This is a genomic window from Xenorhabdus bovienii SS-2004 (assembly GCF_000027225.1).
In the GTDB taxonomy this organism is placed as follows: Bacteria; Pseudomonadota; Gammaproteobacteria; order Enterobacterales; family Enterobacteriaceae; genus Xenorhabdus; species Xenorhabdus bovienii_C.
Map to the genome: position 1 here is coordinate 1,004,573 of NC_013892.1, position 21,080 is coordinate 1,025,652.

Below are 21,080 nucleotides of genomic sequence, written 5' to 3' on the forward strand. Positions count from 1 at the left end.
GAAGGGCGTTCATGGAAGAACATGAAAAAACCTTTGTCACGCTGGTGCTATTGGGGGCACTGATTGCGTTAGGCAAAATGCTGACAGGCCATGAACCGATCACCTTACGGCTGTTTGTTGGCCGTATCATTCTGGGGTCGGCGGTGTCGGTCATGGCGGGGGCGTTGCTGATTTGGTGGCCGGGTATCAGCCCGGTGGCCGTGACCGGGATTGGCAGCGCAATGGGGATTGCCGGATACCAGTTAATTGAGGTCTGGTTACGCAAGCGCGGCAGCGCTTGGTTAACAGGGAAGTTAAAGAAATGACACTGAGTGAAAAACAACAATTATTTTCTGTCCTGATTGCCCAACTGATTTTATGGGCAGATGAGCATGGATATCGGGTCACGTTCGGGGAAGCCTACCGCACACCGGAGCAGGCCGCACTGAACGCGAAAAAAGGGATGGGTATCCGCAATAGCCTGCATAGCCAACGTTTGGCGGTAGACCTCAATTTATTTATTCAGGGCACGTATCAGACAAGCAGTACAGCGTACTTGCCGTTGGGCGAATATTGGGAATCTCTCGGCGGCACATGGGGCGGGCGTTTCTCCCGTCCTGATGGTAATCATTTCTCACTGGCGCATAACGGGGTGAAATGATGCCCAAGGCACGGATGCTCTATTTTTTCGTTGTGGCACTGGCGTTCGGTGCAGGTTGGCGCGTTAATCACTATTACCGTGACAGTCTGGAATTGAAGATCACCCGGACGGCGGCGGAAACCGGGGCAAAAATCCGGCAGGAACTGCACGCCATTTCCAGCGCCTCCGCCCGACAATTGGAAGAAAAACTGGAAGGGATCGCCCATGCCGCCCCAAGAGAAATTCGTACTGAAGTGGTTAAGCCTGTTTTTACTGCTGTGTGCGTTAGCCCTGAGTTTGTCAGGATGTACAACGAGACCGCCGACAGTATTGAGCGAACATTATCAGGAAAACTTACTGACAAAATGTCAGGGCACATTACCGAAACTGACCGGAACGACCGGAAATAATCTGGCCAATGTATTAATTGATTATTCTGCCTTATATGGACATTGTGCCGCCCGGCATAATCAATTGGTGGATGAAATAAATAAACGAAAGGAAATAACCCATGAGCAAAGAAAATAAAATGATTACGTTAATTATCGGTGAAACAGAAATTAACTTTGAGCCGAATATGGTCGCCTATAACAGCATGATTAATGATATGGCAATGGATAATAAGATTGTGCCCATTGTTTCTTATTTACGCCGTATTGTACAGCCTGCGTCTAAAGCAGCACTGGATGAACTCTTGCTTATCCCCGGCGCAGCCATGCAGATTGTGGAAAAGGTTAATTCGGAATATGCGCCCAAATTGGATATTGAAATAAAAAACTAAATGCACGGGTTAAGGCGATTGAGAATAGTCTGTTTGAACACGCCTTAATATTACGCCGTCATTATTTACCGAATGAAAAAGATAATACGGAAAGTTTAGCCCGTGCTATTTGGCTGGATAATCGTTATTGGGAAAATACGCGCATTGCAACCGCCAATGGTATTGCCTTGGCCTTAAAGGGTGAATGATGGGACAGTTAGATTTTACATTGAGTTTAATCGACAAACTGACACAACCGCTGGCGGGGGCAAAAGCGGCAGTCTCTGGTTTTGCCCAGTCTTCACAGGATGCCTTTGGCAAACTGGCGGTTGGCGGCGCAGGATTGGCCGCCTCGTTCTGGTCAATCAAGGGCTTTCTTGATCCGGCGATTGAGATGGATGACGCCCTGAAATCCGCCTCATTACAGGGCATTGATAGCGGTGTCATGGCGAAAGTCGCTAAAGACGCCATGACCTTTAGCTCACAGTATGGCAAATCGTCGGTTGAGTTTGTGCAGTCGGCATCGGAAATCAGCAAGGCGGTTAATGGGCTGTCACAAAGCGACTTGCCCCAGATGACCCAGATTGCTAACACCACCGCCGCCGCTCTGAAATCCAGCGCAACCGATACGGCCAGTTATATGGGGAAAATGTTTGCGCAGTTTTCCAGCCATGCCAAAGAGGTGGGGCATCTCCAGTTTGCCGAGGAGCTGGCAGATAAAGCCGTGGTGATGTCGAAGACCTTCGGCACGTCCATGACAGAAATTGCCGACCTGATGGAAGGTGCCCGCGCCGCCGGGACAAACTTTGGCGTAGGGATAGATGAACAGTTGGCTGTGCTGGGCGAGTTACAACGCTCACTGGGCACGGAATCCAGCGGGGCGTATGAGTCATTTTTAACGGGCGCGGTCAGCGGGGCTAAGACGCTGGGCTTAAGTTTTGTGAATGCGTCCGGTCAGATGTTGTCCATGCCGGACATGCTGGAAAAGTTACAGGCTAAATACGGCAAGAGCATTGAAGGCAACCTTAAGGCGCAGGCTGAAATTGAAGCGGCCTTTGGGGATTCGGCCGTGGTGGTCAAACAGCTTTACGGTAATGTCGATGTGCTGCGCAAGAACATGACTTCATTGGGCGCGAATGATGGCATGAAGCGGACTCGCGACATGGCCGCACAGATGGCCAACCCGTGGGAACGGCTGCAAGCTATTTGGCAGAATATTCGGATTGCGGTTGGCTCAACCTTGTTGCCGGTGATCTCTTCACTGGTCAATCGGCTCGCCAATGCCAGTCAATTATTGGTGCGTTGGTTGAAACTGTTTCCCAATATCGCCCGTTGGGTCGGCTATATCACGGTGGGTATTCTGAGTTTTGCTGCCGCAGGGGCGGCGGCCAATATCATCATGGGCGTGTCTAAATTTATCTGGCTGGGTCTTAAGGGGATTTGGGTCGCCTGTACGCTGATCATGAAACTGTGGACGGCAGCAGTATGGATTTGTAATGGTGCCATTATTGTCTGGAATACCACATTACGCGTGTTACGCGGGGTCTTACTGGCGGTCAGGATTGCGGCTTTTTTAGCGGGTATTTCGTTCAGCTTTATGACGTGGCCGATCTTGCTGATTATTGCGGCTATTGCGTTGCTGGCTATTGGCATTTATCTGCTTATCAAGCATTGGGATACCATCAAAGCGGCCATCATGAACACCACGGCCTTTAAGGTGGTGGCGGCCTATGTGAAATGGGTCGGCGGGATATTCAGCGCGGTCTGGGATTGGATTGCCGAGGGCTGGAATAATCTGTGCAACTGGTTCAGCAGTTTTTCACTGGCGGACACCTTTTCCGGCATGGTTGACGGCCTCAGTAATATCTTCGGCGGTTTATGGGATTGGCTGAAAGGATCGTTCAGCGATACCTATAACTGGATTGTCGATAAATTAAATTACCTTCCGGGCATCAATATTGAAACCCAAGCCATTGAAAAGACGGTGACTGAACCGATGGGAAAAGTGACAGCACCCACGGGGGGGATGGGGGAAAATACCCAGAAACTTATCGCCCAGCCTCATGGCCTCTTGCAGGGACAACCTCAAGCGAGGATACAGCCTGTAAAAGCCATTAAGCCGCCAGAAACGGAGGGCGTATTAACGGGCGGGAAAAAGCAGGGGATCGGCAAGCAGGGTCTGATGAAAGAAGTGACCACGAATTCACAGACCCTCACGGATAACAGCCGCCGCTTTGAAAATGTAACATTCAATGTCGCCAACGGCATGACGCCGGAACAATTAACGGAATGGGAGCATGTGGCTTATGGATGAGCCTAAATACATTGATTTATTGATCACCGAGGGTAGCTTCACGCTGAACTCAGGGAATGAGCCGCGATTTTGCCATAACCGCATTTCCATTGGTCAGGACTGTGTGCATGCCATTATGGAAAGCGGGCTGGCTACGGAGCTTGTTGCCGAACGCAGCCCGACACTGCGCGCGGATATTCGTACCCAGATAGAAATTCTGGTTGAAGACGATGAGCGGATTATTCCGGGCACGGTCATCATTAACGAAGAAACGCCGACCCAGTTATGGATCACGGCTGAGACGTATGATTTTGGCCGCCTGAATGTGAGTGTGGGACATGGACACTAAACCGACGATTGATTACGAGAAAGTGCTGCGTGATAGCGGGATGCCGACCACGGAAACCGACATCAGCGCCGCGTTCGCCACCGTCGTGGATGAAGCCGGGCTGATTACCAACACGTCTCGGATGTCCCCGTTCTGGCGGTTGATTAACACGATTGTGACGCGGCCTGTGTTATGGCTGAAAGAGGCGCTAATCAACGTGACGTTAAAAAATATGTATCTGGCGACCGCAGCGGGGGCATGGCTGGATATGTTCGCATGGGGCGTCAACCTGAAACGCAAGCCTGCAACAGCGGCACAGGGGGTTATTCGCTTCTATAAAGCCGCAGGTGCATCGGCGGTGACGGTGCCTGCCGGAACGGTTATCCAGACTGAGCGCATTAATGGCGAAATCTATCGTGTCAGCACCACAGAAAGCGGGGTTATGGCGGAAGGCGTTACCCGTGCTTTACTTCCGGTAACCGCCGATGCTACAGGGGGCGCCTTTAATCTGGCTCCGGGCTATTTTCGCCTCCTGCCCGTGGCCGTGTCCGGTATTGAACGGGTACAAAATGAGGAAGGCTGGTTATTGACGCCCGGCGCGGATGCTGAAAGTGATGATGATTTGCGCGACCGTTGCCGCAACCAATATAACTTGGTGGGGAATTATCACACGGACGCGGTTTATCGGGGGATGATTGCCACTGTTGCAGGCTTGAGCATTGACCGTATTTTCTTCCTGCATGACGCGCCCCGTGGCGCGGGAACCGCCAATGCGTATTTATTACTGGATTCGGGCGTCATCAGCCAGCCGTTTATTGAGGCGGTGAACGATTACATCACCAATCAGGGGCATCATGGGCACGGGGATGATATGCAGTGTTTGCCGATGCCGGAAACCCATCATGCGCTGACCGTGACACTCTTTGTCGGGCACTTGGCGAACTACAGTCAGGAACAGATAGCCAGACTGAAAACAGACGTGGGCAACCTTATTCGCTGCGCTTTTCGGGAAAACACTGATTATCCAGTGAAGAAAACATGGCCGTACTCGCGTTTTTCTTTTTCCAACTTGGGACGCGAGATACACCGCGAATTCAGCGAGATTGAATCTCTGACTTTTTCATTGGGTGACATCCTCAGTGAGTTGAGTGTGCCACGGCTGCAATCGCTGTCGGTGGAGGTGAAGGATGTCTGAATTCAGGGAACGCCTGAAACGGCTGGCGCTGCCCTCATGGATGGATAAGGGGGAGCCTGCCAAGCTGCTCCGTGCGGCGCGGGCATTCTGGCTAAGTGTCTATGACTGGCTGACATGGCCGTTGGCACAACTGGACGCGGAAACCTGTGCAGCGGCGCTCTTGTCGATGCTGGCGTACCAGCGGGATATCCAGCGCTTTAACGGCGAACCGCTGCCGTTGTTTCGCAAGCGGGTGAAGTACGCCTTTATCAACGCCAGAGACGCAGGCAGCATCGCAGGTTTCATTGCCATCTTTGAGCGTCTGGGCGTGGGCTATGTCGAATTGCTGGAGCGCCAGCCGGAAATTGATTGGGATGTGATTATCCTGCGCGTCAGTGACGGCCAGATAGCCGAAAATCCCGATTTGCTGATGAACATCATCCGTCAGTATGGCCGCACCTGCCGCCGCTACCGTTTTGAAGTGATCGCAAAAAATCAATTACTGATGCGTGTGGGCAGCGTGGGCGCAGATTACTGCTGTTATTACGCGGCCATGCCGATACAGCCATTATTGTTAAGAGTGGGGCATCTATCGGGCGAATCCGTCTGTGAGAATGCCCGCTTAAAGGAAAATAGCGCACCGAATGTGACCTACGGTGCCTCATTATAAGGAAATACCATGTCTTCAGTAATTACGACAGACTTTGAAAAATGGAAGGCACAACAGACCGCAGCGGGAAACCCGGTGGTACTTGATGAATTTGTCTTTGCTTACGTGCCGGATTTAGATCCTGCGCAGGCCATCAATCGTGATGAGAAATTGCCCGCCGACAATCATATTGTGCATCGTCAGGCGGTGAACAAAACCGGACTCGCCAGTGAGAACGCCGTGGCCTACAGCGTCACGTTGGGAACGGAAGTGGGCAGTTTTGATTTTAACTGGATTGGTTTGCTCAACTCGGCTTCTGGTGTGATTGGTATGATCACCCATGCGCCAACCCAGAAGAAAATCAAGACGGCAAACGGCTTACAGGGCAATGTCCTGACCCGCTCTTTTTTACTGGAGTTTGAAGGAGCGGCCAAAGAGACCGCCATCACGACCACGGCGGAAACATGGCAGATTGATTTTACTGCACGGTTGACGGGCATTGACGAAATGCAACGCCTGATAAATATTGACAGTTACGGCGAAGCGGCGTTTTTCGGCGATGGCTTTGCTGTGGTGCGCCACGGTGAGCAGTACCTTGTAAAAAAAGGGCTGGCTTATGTGGGCGGCTTGCGTGGGATGCTGGAGTTTGACCAGACGCTTAACAGTCAACGCAATACCCGTGTGTATGCCGATTTTAGTTATCAGGGGAATCTTGTCAGTCAGTGGAAAACCGCTGGGCAAATCACCGTCGCCAATGAATTGCAAAATTACATCGATGCGGCAGGGTATCCGCATTATGTTTTTGCGGTTGCCAATATTGATAATAACGGTGATATTTCAGATTTGCGTCCTAAAGGGACGTTGAGTGATCGTGACCTTGCTGAACTGGATGAAGAATTAGGCAAGGTTAAACAAGATTATGCGCCCAAGAAATGGGTAGCGGGTAGTTTCGCCCGTGGCGATGAATCATCCGTCGTCATTAAGGGGAGTTACCCCCGCGTTAATTTTATGCAATCCAATATCAACAGTGATTATTTGGCCTTTGAAGCGGATTTTAACAGTGATACACGTGACCTTTATATGTATCGTCGGGATGCACAAGGTGACAATATTTATGTCCTCGGATTTCCTAAAAAAATGGGAATGCTGGCTACGCTGGATGACATTAATAGCGGTTTGGCTGACACCAAAGAATTAGCGGAAAATGCAGCACCAAGGGAATGGGTGGCAGAGGGTTTTGCCCGTGGGAACGATTCATCCGTTGTTATTCAGGGAAATTATCCCCGCGTTAATTTTATGCAATCCAATAGCAACAGTGATTATTTGGCGTTTGAGGCGGCGTTTAACAGTGATACGCGTGATCTCTATTTATATCGACGGAATGCGCAGGGAGACAATATTTATGTCCTCGGATTTCCTAAGAAAACAGGGATGCTGGCTACTTTAGATGACATTTCTGACGGTCTGGCGGGAACAAAGCAAGTTGCAGACAATGCGGCGCCCAAGCTGTGGGTGGCTAACAATTTTGCTCGTGGGAGCGATTCAACTGTTGTTATTAAAGGGGGCTACCCCCGCGTTAATTTTATGCAACCCAATAGCAACAGTGATTATTTGGCGTTTGAAGCCGATTTTAACAATGATACGCCTGACCTCTATTTGTATCAGAGAAATGCACGAGGTGACAATATTTATGTCCTCGGATTCCCACAAGAAACAGGAACGTTGGCTAGGTTAGAGGACATCACTAAAAGTTCAGCGCTCAAATCAAATGATGGATGGTGGGAGTGTGGTGATACAGGAATGATTGTCCAATTTGGTACGGTTTCAGTCGGTGATAATGAGGTTGTCACCGAAAAATTCCCGGTCACATTCCCTAATAAATGTACGTCATTGGTCGTTACCGCCCGCTCAGAATCGAGGAACGGGGGAGCTGATGTCTTGTCGGCCTATGGAGTGGCTATCAGTCAATCGCATATGCGGGTGTCAATCAGTACTAATTTTTCGGCTGCAATCGCAGGTGTCAGTTTCATCGCAATAGGGTATTAATATGTACGTATACAGTGCTAAAACAAATTCATTTTATCCGGTTAAGTTGCAGTTACGTTATATTGATGCCGGTTCTTGGCCGGATGACGGTATAGAAGTCAGTGAAGAAACGTATCTTGAATTTTCAACACCGCCAGAAGGTAAGATGTTGATTGCTGACGATGATGGCTTGCCCGTATGGGCAGATATCCCGCCCCCCACATCAAAGGAATTGCAACGCGGTGCGGAATCCAAAAAGCAGCATTTGATAAAGATTGCCAAAGAAAAAATTGATATTTTTCAGGATGCCGTTGATTTAGGGTTGGCGACTGATGCAGAAAAATCGACATTAACCCAATGGCGCCGCTACAGGGTGCTACTCAACCGGGTAGATTGTGCTATCGCCTCTCATATTGATTGGCCGGAGCAACCAGAGTGATGCGATGGCAGCGTAAAACCCTGCAACTGTCCCCGACCCTATCGGGGCTATCGGCCGCTATCGTGCCTGTACACCCGTTTATTTATGGTGTCGGGCAGCAGGCAGACAGTGGCAGTTACTTAAGTCCGGCCAACGCCCTTCATTACCTGTCAAATAAGCTGATGGGGGCTGAGAACCTGAACGCCGTTGTGCTGATGATCTGCGCCAAGACCCACGATGAATTTATGCAGAGCCTCACGCAATTTTCATCGGTGTTACCGTTGCCCGTCTTTTTTCAGGTCACGCGCATGGCAAAAACCGCAGACAGTCTGGCAGCAACCAAAATGCAACTGCCGGGCAAACAGGGCGGCGGTTTACCGCTGCCTCAACCGCTGTCAACATCGACCAGCCGCTTGGCCGTCAATGCACAACGGATAGAGCAGGCCAAAGCCCAAGCCAGCGCGGGCAGTAGTCTGGCGGGATTAAAATCACAATTAAGCGGGTTTACCACGGCAAGACAGAACGCCTTGCAACACGTGACGGATACCTTAAACGGGATCAAGGATAAATCAGCCCGCGTCTGGACGTTCTCCGGGAAAGGGAACGGCGCATTGTTGGCCGAAAAGATGCACAAGGACATCCCCGAACCCGATGCCGTTTACACGTTGGCGACACTGTTTGTCGGGGATGACATCAGCCCGTTAGAAAGGATGCTATCGCATGAGCCAGATTATCACCCTCGCCCTTGATGGCGAGGCCATCCCGTTAAAAAGCCTGACCGTCACGCCGTCGATGATGTTTCAGGATGCTGACCAAAGCGGCCAGTCATCCAGCACGGCGGTGGCAGAGCAGGGCATTAAACCGAAAGAATTGCGCATCACGGGGATTATTCCCTTTACCGAACAGAAGACCTTTGCCCGGCTGTTTGCTCTGGCGGAAGCCAAAGAGAACGGCAACCTGAAACGCTACCGCGTCGCCAACCTGACCGCACAGGCCATTAACTTTCGCATCGGGACATTCACCAGTACCCTTGATGCCAGTAAGGTAGACGGTAAACAGGCCTGGCAGGTCACATTTACCTTGCGGGAACATTTGTCGGTGTCCGAAAAACGCGATGCCCGCGCAGTCGGCACTATTCAGTCCAAGAAACAGACAAGGCAGGGAGCCGGAGCCGCCAAGGAAGAACCCGAACAGTTAAGCTGGTTTGAGCGTGAGGTCTTAAAGCCGATTAATGACAAAATAGGGGCAGCCGATGAAACCCCTTAACCGATTGTCGTTATCCGGTGATGCCGTTCATTTGGTCGATGCCAATCTCATGCTGGAACTGTCATCCTGTGGCCGGGGGTTTATCACGGCAGAGACGGGCACCGATTACACCGGAAAACTGGTGAGGCTGGATGTCGGTTACACCGATTTAATATTACGCTGGTTTACGGGCTATGTGGAGCGCTCGCAGCCTGCCCAGAACGGCTATCAACGCCTGTTTGTGCGTGAGCTGGTCGGCGTGTTTGACCGATTGTGGCCATGCTCTTTTCAGCATCCGACCCTGCGCCAGATGACGGACTGGTTGCAAGCGCATAGCGGCTTGACGTTCACCTTACCGGATGCGCCTTATACGGATAAGCCTGTCCCGCATTACACGCATAATGGCACGGGCTATCAGCTATTGGCGAGTCTGGGACAGGTTTTTTCCATTGAGGACTATATCTGGCAGCAGTTGCCGGATGGGTCGGTTTATCTGGGGAGCTGGGCGCATTCGATGTTTGCCGGAAAGCCCGTCAAGATCCCGAATGAATTCAGCCAACATCAGTCCGCAGGCAATGCCATGACCCTGCCCATGATCCAATCCCTGCGCCCCGGCGTGGTGGTCAATCAGCAGCGGCTGAACAAGGTCAACCTGAACAATGAAAATATGGTCATTACATGGGAAGCCATCAACAAACTGACAGGCCAGCCGGAAAGCAAAACGCCGATGCAGCGCCAGATTGACGCCGCTTACCCCGAATTATCGGCCGGGCTGCATTTGCCTCAATTCGCCCGTATTGAAGCACACACCGAAAACACGGCCAGCGGCGATATCTCCGATCCCTTCCGGCCGCGCTATGCCGTTGATGTGCAATTGCTGGATGATGACGGAAGAGACGCCGCCGCCCCTGTTTACCGTGCCGTTCCGCTGCCCCTGCCGATGGCGGGCGGTGAAGCGGGCATGTTCCAGTATCCGCCTATCGGTACGCGGGTTGAGATTGCTTTCGAAGGTGGACGCCCGGACAAGCCGTTTATCCGCCAAACGTTGAGTCAGGGCAATACCCTGCCCGATATCAAGCCCGGTGAACAATTGCAGCAACAGCGGGCGGAAGTCTCGCAGCGGGTGACGCAGGAGGGGAGCTGGATTAGGCAGACTGACCAGACCATTAATGAATCGTCCATGCACCGTGAAGTCAGGGCAGACACGGAAACTCGCACCGTCGTTGCACGGGAAACCACGGTACAGGCCACGGATAAAACTACGGTCTTGGGAACGTCTACCTTACTGGCGGGCGCTATCCAGCAGGTGACAGACGGCGACCACAGTCTGGCCTCATCGAACTACCTCGCCAGCGTGGGGAAAGACGCCACTATCGACGTCGGCCAGAAACTGATTGAGAAAATCGGCTTGCTTAAGCAGAGCATTGCCGGAGTAAAGCAAGAGATAGTCGCGCCCGTGGTGTGGGTAGGCAGCCAGCAAATCAACGTCATGCAATTGATGCTAGACACCCTTGGCGTGGTCAAGGAGTTGGCCGAACTGACCGCCGCGCATACCCATCACAACACAGGTACACCGGAGAACGCCAGCGCGATAAGGAACACGGCTGATAAATCGGATGGACTGAAACAGAAATATTCGCCAGTGATTGGGTGAATATCGTTTATTTGTGTGAGATCCTCTACGCCATACCATAGGTTGATATTTAATGCTATAGGTATTAGACTGACGATGTTGGCTTGAGAATGTCGCGCTATAGTCGAGGCTACCAACCACGTAAATAGCACTGTGAAAGACGACTCATCAAAAGTAAAAACAAAAAAACCAACCTCACCAGTTGGTTTTTTTGTTTCTTCCTATCTATCACGTTAATTGATTGAATGATTTTAAAATCAACTTATAATCTACTCTGTTGGTTAGACAAGCGAACTGGCCGCGCGCAGTATATATAGAAGAAAAGGAATTCAGCGTCTTGCTAATTTGCGGGACGTATTAAAGCCCTGGCTGAGTACAGGTGGTGCTGGCTCAGTGCCTTGGCCAGGGCGCGCCATTCTCAAGCCAACGCTGATGAAAGCCAACCGGACAGGCAGTGTAAAGGCAACGGTTGGGTAAATCGCGCTCCCTAAATGAGGAGCAAGCGGATGAAAGCATTCAAAGGCTTTATTGACACTGCTATCATCGTTCTCAAAGCTTTAGTTGCGCTTTTAGAATTGATCCGTGCATTTTTGTAATAGATAACGGAAACGTAGCTGAGGCCATCGGGTTAACCCCCCGATGGCCTTACATTTACTGCTCACGATCAAGCCCACTGAGGCTTATAATTTTCTACCTCTCCACAAACGTAATCAGACACACACAGCACCATTCACTCATCAACTCACTGACCATCTGTGTTTAATTTGGATCGCGTCCCTGCATCGCTCCTATGCTGCACAATCCCCACGAAATAAACGTAAACCTGACGTAAAACGCACTACACCGCACCCGCCTGCACGTTTTGGATCAAAAAATTATTTCAGTTTTAAAATCCGACAAAGGGAACCGCCAGAGCGCGCCAGCACAGGCGGCGTGAGAGAAATCGCAAATTGAAAAGTGTGAAAAGATTTTCAGGAAATTTCAGTTTTTGGATCAAAGGTGGATCGCGGGGAAGACATCACTACATTGATATTAAAGAAAAAATTCTATTTTACGTGGGTTAATGGATCAAAGGGCAAAGCCGCATCATGTTAAAGGGTTCAGTGGTGGTACGGCTTTGAAGAGGAAGCGATACTGAAATTTATTGCATTAATGAGTGATTACTATGGTTATCGTTTTCTGCGTGTACGACTCTGATTGTATAAGCGAACTCAATAGCTTTGAAAGAGGGAGCATCCTATCGCCACTTTATCGCCACTTATTACAATAGTCTAAAAAATACCTCTACAATCTCAATATAATTAATTGTTTTTTAAGTAGTTAAATACAAACCCCACTCCAAGTACTTGACAAATAAAGTTACTTGAATACTTTGCTCGTTTCTTTGCTCATGCTCTACTTCCACCTGATATCAGTTACAACAAAAAAACCCTGTACATCCAAATACCGACCCAAACTCACTTATAATACTGGATAAAAAACCAGCTTCAAGTGAGTTAATAAAATAATATTGTTTTTATTGCAAAGGAAGCATGTCGAGTTTTGGTAAAAGAAACCAAAATAACCTTATCGTGATATTAACTTTTAATTAACACCCGACGTGACTATTTTTATCCCCAGATATTTGTTTTGGTTTTTCCCATTTTTGTATTAGCGACTGAAATGATATAGCACTGAATCACAAAGGCGAGCTGAAAGGGATTGATTTTATATAATCAACTGATTCTGATAAAAAAAATATCAGAGGAGAGAATAACAGCAAATCTTGCGCAGGCCGCGTATTATCTTGTGTGAGAGTACTTTTATAAAACTAATGCACAAGGTTATCCACAGGAATAGTGGATAACTCAGCAAACCCTATTAGGCATGGGAAGTTACGGAGTTATCCCCTTTGATAAATTTCTTCAGTAGCGGAATATTTTCATGCTATTTTAGCATTGAATCGCACTATTTATTGCTCAAAAATAGCTCAATCGTTGTTGAAATTAAGGGCTTTCCATACCTGAATACCCACTTCACCAACGGCCTACTTATCCATTTTAACTGATGCCAAGTAAACAATTAGTTAACCAATAAATCAATATTTATATATTCTCCGATATTATTGTTATCACTCGATTCGCTTAAGTGGGGGATAATCCCTAATAAAGGTGCGGGGATCATCCGTTCCAACGTCGCCAAATATTCTGTCTGACGTTTACCCGCGGGTTCAATTTCATTGGCAATCCAACCGGCCAACCTCAGTCCAGAATGTTGAATCGCTTTTGCCGTCAATACCGCATGGTTAATACATCCCAGTTTGACTCCCACTGTCAAAATCACAGGCAGTTCTTCCTGAATCACCCAATCAGCAAAAGTGGTATTTTCCGACAAAGGTGTATACCAACCGCCTGCACCTTCAACCAAAATCCAATCAGATTTTGCCGTCAATCTTTCCAAACCCTGTGATATCACCTCAAACTCAATCGGCTGATTAAGTGCGGCACTCACAATATGGGGAGATGTCGGCTCAACAAATACCAGTGGGTTGACTTCTTGATAAGTCAAAGACACGGAACTGTTGCGCCGTAAGGCCAGTGCATCTCCATTGCGTATTCCTTCTGAGGTGATCTCACTGCCCGATGCCACGGGTTTGTAACCTGCGGTTTGATATCCTTGCTTATTTGCTGCTTGCAGCAACGCGCAACTGACGACAGTTTTACCGACTTCGGTGTCGGTTCCGGTAAGAAAATATTTATTTGTCACAGTAAATAACTCCAAAAGCAATCTGATAACTTAATGGGTAATCCTCATTATTCCGTGGATACGCTTCAGCCAGAGTGTTCAGGCGTTTTCTGGTCATAAGTCCATGTTGGCGACCATGATGAAGGTGCGTAGCCCCTATTCCTTTCAGCGAGTTCAGCAAAGACAGCAGTTGCGGGTAATATTGGCAATATTGTTGGCTTATTATCTTGTGCCGATAGGCTTGGCACGCGTCAGTGATGGCTTGTAAGGGCAGGAATTGGTTGATATGCCGATACGTGTCAACTTGACCCCACGCCGCTTCCAGCTCGCACAGTGAACCTTGCACAAGAGTGGAGAATAAAATGAGGCCACCGGGACGGGTAACCCGATAGAATTCTTGCAGTGCACATGGCAGTTCATTACACCACTGCACAGCCAAATTACTGAAACAGATATCTACACTATTATCCGCCAGCCCCAAGTGCTCAATATCCCCTTGCAGGTAGTGATCGGCAACTTGCTGCTCCTGCGCATGATTTAACATACCAGAAGCCAAATCCAGTGCGATAACCTGCTTACCCTGCTGCTTCCAGCGCGCACTGAAAAACCCCGTTCCACAGCCTGCATCCAATACCCGAATACCGAGATTTTCTGCCTGCGCCAGTTCCATCAGGTATTCACCTGTTTGCTGTTGCAATTTAGCAGCCGTATCGTAACGAGAAGCGGCGCGCCCAAAAGCGCCTGCAATCGCCTGCTTGTCAACGGCCTTAACAGCCAGATCCATGCAACGCCTCCAGTAATATCTCAATATCCTGTTGTGTATGGCTCGCCGTCAGTGTGATGCGCAGGCGGGCACTTTCCAGTGGAACCGTTGGCGGGAGAATTGGTTTTACCCACACTTTTTGCTGTCTTAGCGTATGGGATAGGGCAATACAGCGTTCATTGTCACCAATGATCAAAGGCTGAATGGCCGTCTCTGAATCCATCAGGGTAAAAGGCAAATGATGTGCTTCGCGGCGAAAATATCTGATGTTGTTTTGTAATCGCTGACGTAATTCATCTCCTTCCTTAATTTGCCGTACCGCTTCAGACAGTGCCACCGCCTGTGCGGGTGGCATGGAGGTGCTGTAAATTAAGTGTCTGGCATACTGGATCAGGTATTCTGCGGTTTGTTCATCACACAGTACCGCCGCCCCACTCAATCCGAACGCCTTACCAAAGGTGACAATCAAAATTTCGGGTTTGACATTCTGCGCCCAGCAACTGCCCCGCCCTTGTTCACCGTGAATCCCGATGCCGTGGGCATCATCTACCATCAACCAACTGCCCGTAGATTTTGTTTGCTGAGCAAGGGATGCAAGCGGCGCACAATCCCCATCCATGCTAAAAATACCTTCCGTCACTACCAGAGTTTTACCCGCACAATCTTTTGCCAGATTCTGCTTCAGGGAATTTGGGTCGTTATGCAGAAAACGTCGAAACTGTGCGGGAGAGTGCATGGCGGCTTCTATCAGCGAAGCATGGCTCAGGCGATCAGCAATAACCCGGTCGTCTTTTTCCATCAAAGCCGCTATCACACCTTGATTGGCCGCATAGCCAGAAATGAATAGTAAGGCGCGGGAATAACCCAACCATTCCGCTAATTGCTGTTCCAATGTGTGGTGAACGGCGGTGTAACCTGTAACGTGCCCCGAACCTCCACTGCCTACGCCGTATTGTTCAGCTCCCTGCTGCCAGGCAGCAATAATCTGGGGATGCTGACTCAGCCCAAGATAGTCGTTGCTGGAAAAGTTCAGGTATTGACCGTCTGAAGTGTGTAATAAACGCCCATCTGAACCCAGATGGACTTGTCTGCTACGCCATAGAGATGTTCCCCGACGTTCGGTCAATCGTCGGGAAATCGTGTCTGACCAGTTCATTATACTGCCGCATTATAGAATTGTTCGTAATCAACATTATTGATGATGGCTTCAGTCAGATTCTGCTGCTGTTGATTGTCACCAAATGCTGTCTGAGTCTGTTGAGGATTGATGCCCAGTCTGCGGAACAGTTGCAGATCTTTGTCTTCATTCGGGTTTGGCGTGGTCAGTAATTTGCAGCCGTAAAAAATGGAGTTAGCACCCGCCATAAAGCACATCGCTTGCGTCTGCTCATTCATCTGCTCACGTCCTGCGGATAAACGAACATGGGATGCTGGCATCATGATCCGAGCCACAGCAATGGTGCGAATAAAGTCGAAAGGATCAACATCATCGTTGTTTTCCAACGGGGTTCCCTTTACTTTCACCAGCATATTAATAGGCACACTTTCCGGTGGCTTCGGCAAATTCGCCAGTTGCACCAGCAGAGCCGCACGGTCACGGATTTGTTCTCCCAGACCGACGATGCCACCAGAACAGACTTTGATGCCCGCATCCCTGACATTTCCCAACGTATTCAACCGATCCTGATAGCTGCGAGTGGTGATGACATTGCCGTAAAATTCCGGAGAGGTGTCCAGGTTATGGTTATAATAGTCTAAACCAGCCTCTGCCAGACGCTGTGCCTGAGTTTGATTCAACATCCCCAGAGTCATACAGGTTTCCATACCTAATTCTTTAACTTCCTTGACCATTGTCTCCAGATACGGCATATCACGCTCGTGGGGGTTCTTCCATGCTGCTCCCATGCAGAAACGGGTTGAACCGGCATTTTTGGCCTTGCGCGCAGATTCGATGACTTGCTCAACTTCCATCAACCGCTCTTTTTCCAAGCCTGTTTTGTAACGGGAGCTTTGCGGACAATATTTGCAGTCTTCTGGACAGGCGCCGGTTTTTATTGAAAGAAGCGTACTGACCTGTACTTGTTGCGGATCAAAATGTTCACGGTGTACCTGCTGTGCCTGAAATAACAATTCGAAAAAAGGTTGATCAAACAAAGCCTGAGCCTGTTTGACCGTCCATTGCTGACGCTCACTCACAATAACATCCTCCAATGTGGAAAAATGTTGTCAGTTTAAATAACGCCGCTATCATGTCAACCAAAATGAACCAAGAAAGGTTTACAACAAACTTATTATGAATCCTTCCGATCTTGAATTTGACCTACGCCATATCTGGCACCCATATACATCAATGACCCATCCACTCCCCACTTATCCTGTGGTTTCAGCCGCCGGAGTTGAACTGGAGCTGTCAGATGGCCGCAGGCTGATCGATGGCATGTCTTCATGGTGGGCGGCGATCCACGGTTATAATCATCCTGTGCTCAATGAAGCAGCAAAGTCGCAGATTGACAGGATGTCTCATGTGATGTTTGGCGGTATCATCCATCCTCCCGCCATTGAATTATGTCAGCAATTAGTCGCAATGACGCCTGCCGCACTGGAGTGTGTTTTTCTGGCGGATTCAGGATCTGTCGCTGTAGAGGTTGCCTTGAAAATGGCGCTGCAATACTGGCAAGCCAAAGGAGAAAAACGCCACAGATTCCTGACCCTGCGTCATGGCTATCATGGTGATACTTTCGGTGCCATGTCTGTCTGTGATCCCGACAATTCGATGCATAACCTGTATAAAGGTTATCTCCCTAATCATCTGTTTGCTGATGCACCACAATCTCGGTTTGAGGGTGAGTGGCAACCTGAGGATATCACTTCGTTCCGGCAGTTATTGCTCCAACACCACAATGAAATCGCGGCTGTCGTTCTGGAACCGATTGTGCAGGGCGCAGGTGGGATGCGTATTTATCATCCTGAATATCTGCGTCAGGTTCGTAAACTGTGTGATGAATACCAGATCTTGCTGATTGCCGATGAAATCGCCACTGGATTTGGGCGAACGGGCAAACTATTCGCCTGCGAGCATGCACAGATCGAGCCGGATATTTTGTGTCTGGGCAAGGCCTTGACGGGCGGTTATATGACATTATCGGCAACATTAGCCACTCGCCATGTAGCTGAAACTATCAGTCAAGGCGAAGCCGGCTGTTTTATGCACGGCCCGACGTTTATGGGAAATCCTCTGGCTTGCGCCGTTGCCAGCGCCAATCTGAAATTGCTCTCTGATAGTCAGTGGCAACCGCGCATTCAATCCATTGAGGCTCAGTTAAAAGTAGAATTGCTCCCTTTGAAATCACACACTACCGTCAAAGATGTTCGGGTATTGGGTGCGATTGGGGTCGTAGAGATGAAACAGCCCGTTGATATGGCTTCGCTACAGCGCCGCTTTGTACAGCATGGTGTCTGGATCAGGCCATTTGGCCGGTTAATTTATTTAATGCCACCTTACATTATTCGGTCTGAGCAATTATCTAAACTGACAAATGCAATTAATGATGTAATAATTTAAAAAATAAAGCCAGCATTAATAACATGCTGGCCTTATTTATCATTCTCTATATTTTAATTATCATATTATTAATAAAAAACCAAAAATAATAAAGGCATTATCAAAAGACGCTCACTGATAAATATTATTTACCGCCGACAAGTATATTCTATGACTTACAGGTAAATTTCCTGATATATTCCAATCAATCATCATGTTAATTAAAGTAAAAGAGGAATGTATTATGAGCGACGAAAAATCAATTATGCCTTCTAACGAAGAAATGCAAGCTACATTTTCATTATCTAAGGAGATGCATGAAAAGGAAATATCACACCACTCAACTGTTGCAAGAGAAATACCTGAGTTAGCCCATTTGTTTGTAAAAAATCCCAACGTGATTTCATCAACGGGTTATGGTGCTGGTCTGATAGAATATATTAGTGGAAGTTTTAATCTTAATACATTCCAACAATATGGAAGTTATCCTTTTATCCAAATATCATCCCATTCGGCTATAATTGGGTATGCGCCAAATGTTGGTCAGCGGGTTAAATTTAATGGATATGTTAATGCCGGGCATATTATTCCAATTATTAATTGGAATAATTTTTATTTCGCAGGCACAGTACATAATGTTAGATCTATTATAAACGTACAACTGACCATCCAACTTTACATTAATCAACAGAATATTTTCATCCGTCTTTTTGATGGAAATATTTATTTGGGCGATTTAGTTTCTGTATATAGACCTAATGCAATTATTCCTGTACCTATGGTAATATCAGGCGTTGGTTCATTTAGTTTAATATGAAACTGTATTAATTGGTTATTTCATAATTCAATTTTTATACCTAATAAATTTCAAGTTACAGCCAACAAAGCAGCAACTTGAAAGATAAAGGGAAAATATTGCCGCGCTAAAAATAGCGCGGCTCAAGTTTACAATGCCAGCACCGTCACCCACATCGGGCCTTTGCCCACTGGATAACGTGCTAATTGCGTTAATTTTCCAGAATATTTATCAATACGTGACACTGAAATATGATCTGATTTCTGCCCTGAGGCAATCAGGAAGCTGCCGCTGTGGTCAATCGCAAAACCACGAGGCTGACTTTCTGTCGGATAATTTCCAACTAATGTCAGGTGATAGCCATCTTCTGAAACGCGGAAATGGCTGATCAGGCTCTCTGAACGCTCACAGGTATAAAGGTGGCGACCATCCGGTGTCATGTGGATATCCGCAGACCAGCGAACACTAGAAAAATCAGCCATTAATGAATCAACAGATTGCACAATGCGGTATTTGTCCCATTTACGCAGAACATCTACAGTCGCATCTAGCTCATTGATACAATAAATCGCCGATTTTTCAGGATGAAAAACCATATGACGTGGGCCTGCTCCTGCTACTGTACTGATTTCATCCGCCCGGTTTTCTATCAGATAACCCTGCTCATCCAAATTGAAAATGCGGATGTGATCTTCTTTCAGGCATGGAACCAGTAACTGGCGGTTTTCCCGATCAATATTGGCAGAATGGGGTGCTTGCAGGCCTTCCACGATCTGGACAGGTGCTTTGACAATGCCGTTTTCATCAATAGGGTGAACACTGAGTTTGTTGAAACCATAGGAAGCAGAATATAAAAAACGCCCCGCTCTATCCGTAGAAATATGCGTAGGGCTACCCGGCAACGGCGCAATGGCCTGCTGTTCGAGCCGTCCATCGAACCCGATTGCATAAGTGACGATACTGAACTGAGGGCGAATTCCCACATATAAGTGTTTGCCATCAGGGTTAACCACCATTGGCTGCACTTCGCCAGGCACATTCACTGTCTGGAGAAGTGAGAGTTCCCCTACAATATTCAGCGACCATACGTGAATCTGACTACTATTAGGGCTGGCTGTATAAACCACCTGTTTCATTTTCTCTCCTTAATGCTTCATCACCATTTCATTGATCTGTAACGATTCGTGAAAAATTGTGTTTGTTAAACTGATCGCATGACGGTTTAATTATATTTTGTTACCGTATAATATTTGCTTATATCATCGACAATTTAGAGGCCTACCATGTCATATCGCGTTATCGCGCTGGATCTCGACGGCACAGTGCTTGATCCACAAAAACGTATTTTGCCAGAATCACTAGCTGCCCTGAATGAAGCCCGTCAAGCTGGTGTTAAGGTTTTGATTGTCACTGGCCGCCATCATGTCGCTATCCATCCGTTCTATCAAGCACTACAACTCGATACTCCGGCTATTTGCTGCAATGGGACTTATTCATATGATTACCATGCAAAGAAAGTTCTGGATTCCAACCCCCTTTCCACCCAAGAAGCCGTTCAGGTGCTTTCTTATTTGCAAGGAACGGAAATTCAGCATCTGATGTATGTCGATGATGCCATTTTATATCAATTTCATGACACTATATCACGCACGCTGGCATGGTCTGATTCTCTGCCTGAACATCAACGCCCCAATCTCCAGCAGGTCAATAGCTTTCAAGACGCCATCTATAATGTGAATTGCATTTGGAAATTTGCCACCAGCTCCCCAAATGTGGTGAAACTGCGTGAAATCAGTGAACAGATTGAGGAAAAAGTCGGTCTTGAGTGCGAATGGTCGTGGGTTGATCAAGTGGATATTACCAAAAAAGGCAATAGCAAGGGGATGCGCTTGAAGCAATGGGTTGAGTCACAAGGCATATCCATGAAAGAAGTGATTGCTTTCGGTGATAATTTTAATGATATCAGCATGCTGGAAACGGCTGGTTTGGGCGTTGCTATGGAAAATGCGGCTGACGCAGTCAAAGAGCATGCCGATATTGTTACGCGGGATAATACCCAGCCTGGCATCGCTGAAGTGATTCGAAAATACGTGCTTTAAATCGGTTAAATCA

General features: G+C 48.2%; 24 protein-coding genes. 19 read left to right on the forward strand and 5 right to left on the reverse strand.

Annotation, left to right across the window (positions count from 1 at the left end; all coding sequences use genetic code 11):
- Nucleotides 1-11: 11 nt before the first annotated feature.
- The 16 genes from XBJ1_RS04330 (at nucleotide 12) to dinQ (ending at nucleotide 11,740) form a co-directional block, all read left to right on the forward strand.
- Entirely contained in the window at nucleotides 12-305 is a 294-nt protein-coding gene (locus tag XBJ1_RS04330) for a phage holin family protein (RefSeq protein WP_012987565.1), read from the forward strand.
- The gene (locus XBJ1_RS04335) at nucleotides 302-640 is read left to right on the forward strand and encodes a M15 family metallopeptidase (RefSeq protein ID WP_012987566.1); all 339 of its coding nucleotides are present in this window, start codon (nucleotides 302-304) and stop codon (nucleotides 638-640) included. Before XBJ1_RS04330 ends, XBJ1_RS04335 begins: the two co-directional genes overlap by 4 nt.
- The gene (locus XBJ1_RS04340) at nucleotides 640-1,029 is read left to right on the forward strand and encodes a hypothetical protein (RefSeq protein ID WP_012987567.1); all 390 of its coding nucleotides are present in this window, start codon (nucleotides 640-642) and stop codon (nucleotides 1,027-1,029) included. The genes XBJ1_RS04335 and XBJ1_RS04340 overlap by 1 nt, the downstream gene beginning before the upstream one ends.
- Nucleotides 950-1,147 (forward strand): hypothetical protein, encoded by a 198-nt coding sequence (locus XBJ1_RS22915; RefSeq protein ID WP_012987568.1) that lies wholly within the window; start codon nucleotides 950-952, stop codon nucleotides 1,145-1,147. The genes XBJ1_RS04340 and XBJ1_RS22915 overlap by 80 nt, the downstream gene beginning before the upstream one ends.
- Nucleotides 1,131-1,400 (forward strand): putative phage tail assembly chaperone, encoded by a 270-nt coding sequence (locus tag XBJ1_RS04345; protein WP_012987569.1) that lies wholly within the window; start codon nucleotides 1,131-1,133, stop codon nucleotides 1,398-1,400. The genes XBJ1_RS22915 and XBJ1_RS04345 overlap by 17 nt, the downstream gene beginning before the upstream one ends.
- Before the next feature lie 47 nt (nucleotides 1,401-1,447).
- Nucleotides 1,448-1,588, forward strand: coding sequence for a DUF6890 family protein (locus tag XBJ1_RS22920; protein WP_413743144.1), 141 nt, complete (start codon nucleotides 1,448-1,450; stop codon nucleotides 1,586-1,588).
- Complete coding sequence (locus XBJ1_RS04350) at nucleotides 1,588-3,693, forward strand: phage tail tape measure protein (RefSeq protein WP_012987571.1); 2,106 nt, start codon at nucleotides 1,588-1,590, stop codon at nucleotides 3,691-3,693. Before XBJ1_RS22920 ends, XBJ1_RS04350 begins: the two co-directional genes overlap by 1 nt.
- A complete protein-coding gene (locus XBJ1_RS04355) occupies nucleotides 3,686-4,021 on the forward strand; it encodes a DUF2590 family protein (protein ID WP_038198404.1) in 336 nt (111 codons plus the stop codon). Before XBJ1_RS04350 ends, XBJ1_RS04355 begins: the two co-directional genes overlap by 8 nt.
- Nucleotides 4,011-5,195, forward strand: coding sequence for a baseplate J/gp47 family protein (locus XBJ1_RS04360; protein ID WP_012987573.1), 1,185 nt, complete (start codon nucleotides 4,011-4,013; stop codon nucleotides 5,193-5,195). The genes XBJ1_RS04355 and XBJ1_RS04360 overlap by 11 nt, the downstream gene beginning before the upstream one ends.
- On the forward strand, nucleotides 5,188-5,844 hold the full coding sequence (locus XBJ1_RS04365; protein ID WP_012987574.1) for a phage tail protein: 657 nt from the start codon (nucleotides 5,188-5,190) through the stop codon (nucleotides 5,842-5,844). The genes XBJ1_RS04360 and XBJ1_RS04365 overlap by 8 nt, the downstream gene beginning before the upstream one ends.
- Nucleotides 5,845-5,853: 9 nt before the next feature.
- Entirely contained in the window at nucleotides 5,854-7,869 is a 2,016-nt protein-coding gene (locus XBJ1_RS22320; protein WP_012987575.1) for a phage tail protein, read from the forward strand.
- Nucleotide 7,870: 1 nt separating this feature from the next.
- The gene (locus XBJ1_RS04375) at nucleotides 7,871-8,287 is read left to right on the forward strand and encodes a tail fiber assembly protein (protein ID WP_012987576.1); all 417 of its coding nucleotides are present in this window, start codon (nucleotides 7,871-7,873) and stop codon (nucleotides 8,285-8,287) included.
- Nucleotides 8,287-9,015 (forward strand): hypothetical protein, encoded by a 729-nt coding sequence (locus XBJ1_RS04380; protein ID WP_012987577.1) that lies wholly within the window; start codon nucleotides 8,287-8,289, stop codon nucleotides 9,013-9,015. The genes XBJ1_RS04375 and XBJ1_RS04380 overlap by 1 nt, the downstream gene beginning before the upstream one ends.
- A complete protein-coding gene (locus tag XBJ1_RS04385) occupies nucleotides 8,987-9,532 on the forward strand; it encodes a hypothetical protein (RefSeq protein WP_012987578.1) in 546 nt (181 codons plus the stop codon). The genes XBJ1_RS04380 and XBJ1_RS04385 overlap by 29 nt, the downstream gene beginning before the upstream one ends.
- Nucleotides 9,519-11,165 carry a hypothetical protein gene (locus XBJ1_RS04390; protein ID WP_012987579.1) on the forward strand — a complete coding sequence of 549 codons (1,647 nt, stop codon included), beginning with the start codon at nucleotides 9,519-9,521 and terminating at the stop codon, nucleotides 11,163-11,165. Before XBJ1_RS04385 ends, XBJ1_RS04390 begins: the two co-directional genes overlap by 14 nt.
- A gap of 485 nt (nucleotides 11,166-11,650) precedes the next feature.
- Entirely contained in the window at nucleotides 11,651-11,740 is a 90-nt protein-coding gene (gene dinQ, locus XBJ1_RS22795; protein ID WP_275361653.1) for a damage-inducible type I toxin DinQ, read from the forward strand.
- A 1,465-nt stretch (nucleotides 11,741-13,205) separates the two neighbouring features.
- Here the strand turns inward: dinQ and bioD are convergent.
- Genes bioD through bioB form a run of 4 tightly spaced genes read right to left on the reverse strand, consistent with a single transcriptional unit; the run spans nucleotide 13,206 to nucleotide 16,827 of the window.
- Entirely contained in the window at nucleotides 13,206-13,889 is a 684-nt protein-coding gene (gene bioD / locus XBJ1_RS04400) for a dethiobiotin synthase (RefSeq protein ID WP_012987581.1), read from the reverse strand.
- A complete protein-coding gene (bioC, locus tag XBJ1_RS04405) occupies nucleotides 13,879-14,652 on the reverse strand; it encodes a malonyl-ACP O-methyltransferase BioC (protein WP_012987582.1) in 774 nt (257 codons plus the stop codon). Before bioC ends, bioD begins: the two co-directional genes overlap by 11 nt.
- Nucleotides 14,636-15,787: an 8-amino-7-oxononanoate synthase gene (bioF, locus tag XBJ1_RS04410; RefSeq protein ID WP_012987583.1), complete on the reverse strand. Its 1,152-nt coding sequence runs from the start codon at nucleotides 15,785-15,787 to the stop codon at nucleotides 14,636-14,638. The genes bioC and bioF overlap by 17 nt, the downstream gene beginning before the upstream one ends.
- Entirely contained in the window at nucleotides 15,787-16,827 is a 1,041-nt protein-coding gene (gene bioB, locus XBJ1_RS04415) for a biotin synthase BioB (RefSeq protein WP_012987584.1), read from the reverse strand. Before bioB ends, bioF begins: the two co-directional genes overlap by 1 nt.
- 97 nt (nucleotides 16,828-16,924) lie before the next feature.
- On the opposite strand from bioB, the gene bioA reads away from it, so the two are divergent.
- Both bioA and XBJ1_RS04425 read left to right on the forward strand, forming a co-directional pair.
- Nucleotides 16,925-18,193 (forward strand): adenosylmethionine--8-amino-7-oxononanoate transaminase, encoded by a 1,269-nt coding sequence (bioA, locus tag XBJ1_RS04420; RefSeq protein ID WP_012987585.1) that lies wholly within the window; start codon nucleotides 16,925-16,927, stop codon nucleotides 18,191-18,193.
- 223 nt (nucleotides 18,194-18,416) lie between these two features.
- Complete coding sequence (locus XBJ1_RS04425; protein WP_012987586.1) at nucleotides 18,417-18,989, forward strand: hypothetical protein; 573 nt, start codon at nucleotides 18,417-18,419, stop codon at nucleotides 18,987-18,989.
- A gap of 128 nt (nucleotides 18,990-19,117) precedes the next feature.
- Here the strand turns inward: XBJ1_RS04425 and pgl are convergent, their stop codons facing one another.
- Nucleotides 19,118-20,104 (reverse strand): 6-phosphogluconolactonase, encoded by a 987-nt coding sequence (gene pgl, locus XBJ1_RS04430; protein WP_012987587.1) that lies wholly within the window; start codon nucleotides 20,102-20,104, stop codon nucleotides 19,118-19,120.
- Nucleotides 20,105-20,251: 147 nt separating this feature from the next.
- Here pgl and XBJ1_RS04435 point away from each other — a divergent pair, with 147 nt between their 5' ends.
- Nucleotides 20,252-21,067 (forward strand): pyridoxal phosphatase, encoded by an 816-nt coding sequence (locus XBJ1_RS04435; protein ID WP_012987588.1) that lies wholly within the window; start codon nucleotides 20,252-20,254, stop codon nucleotides 21,065-21,067.
- Nucleotides 21,068-21,080: the final 13 nt, after the last annotated feature.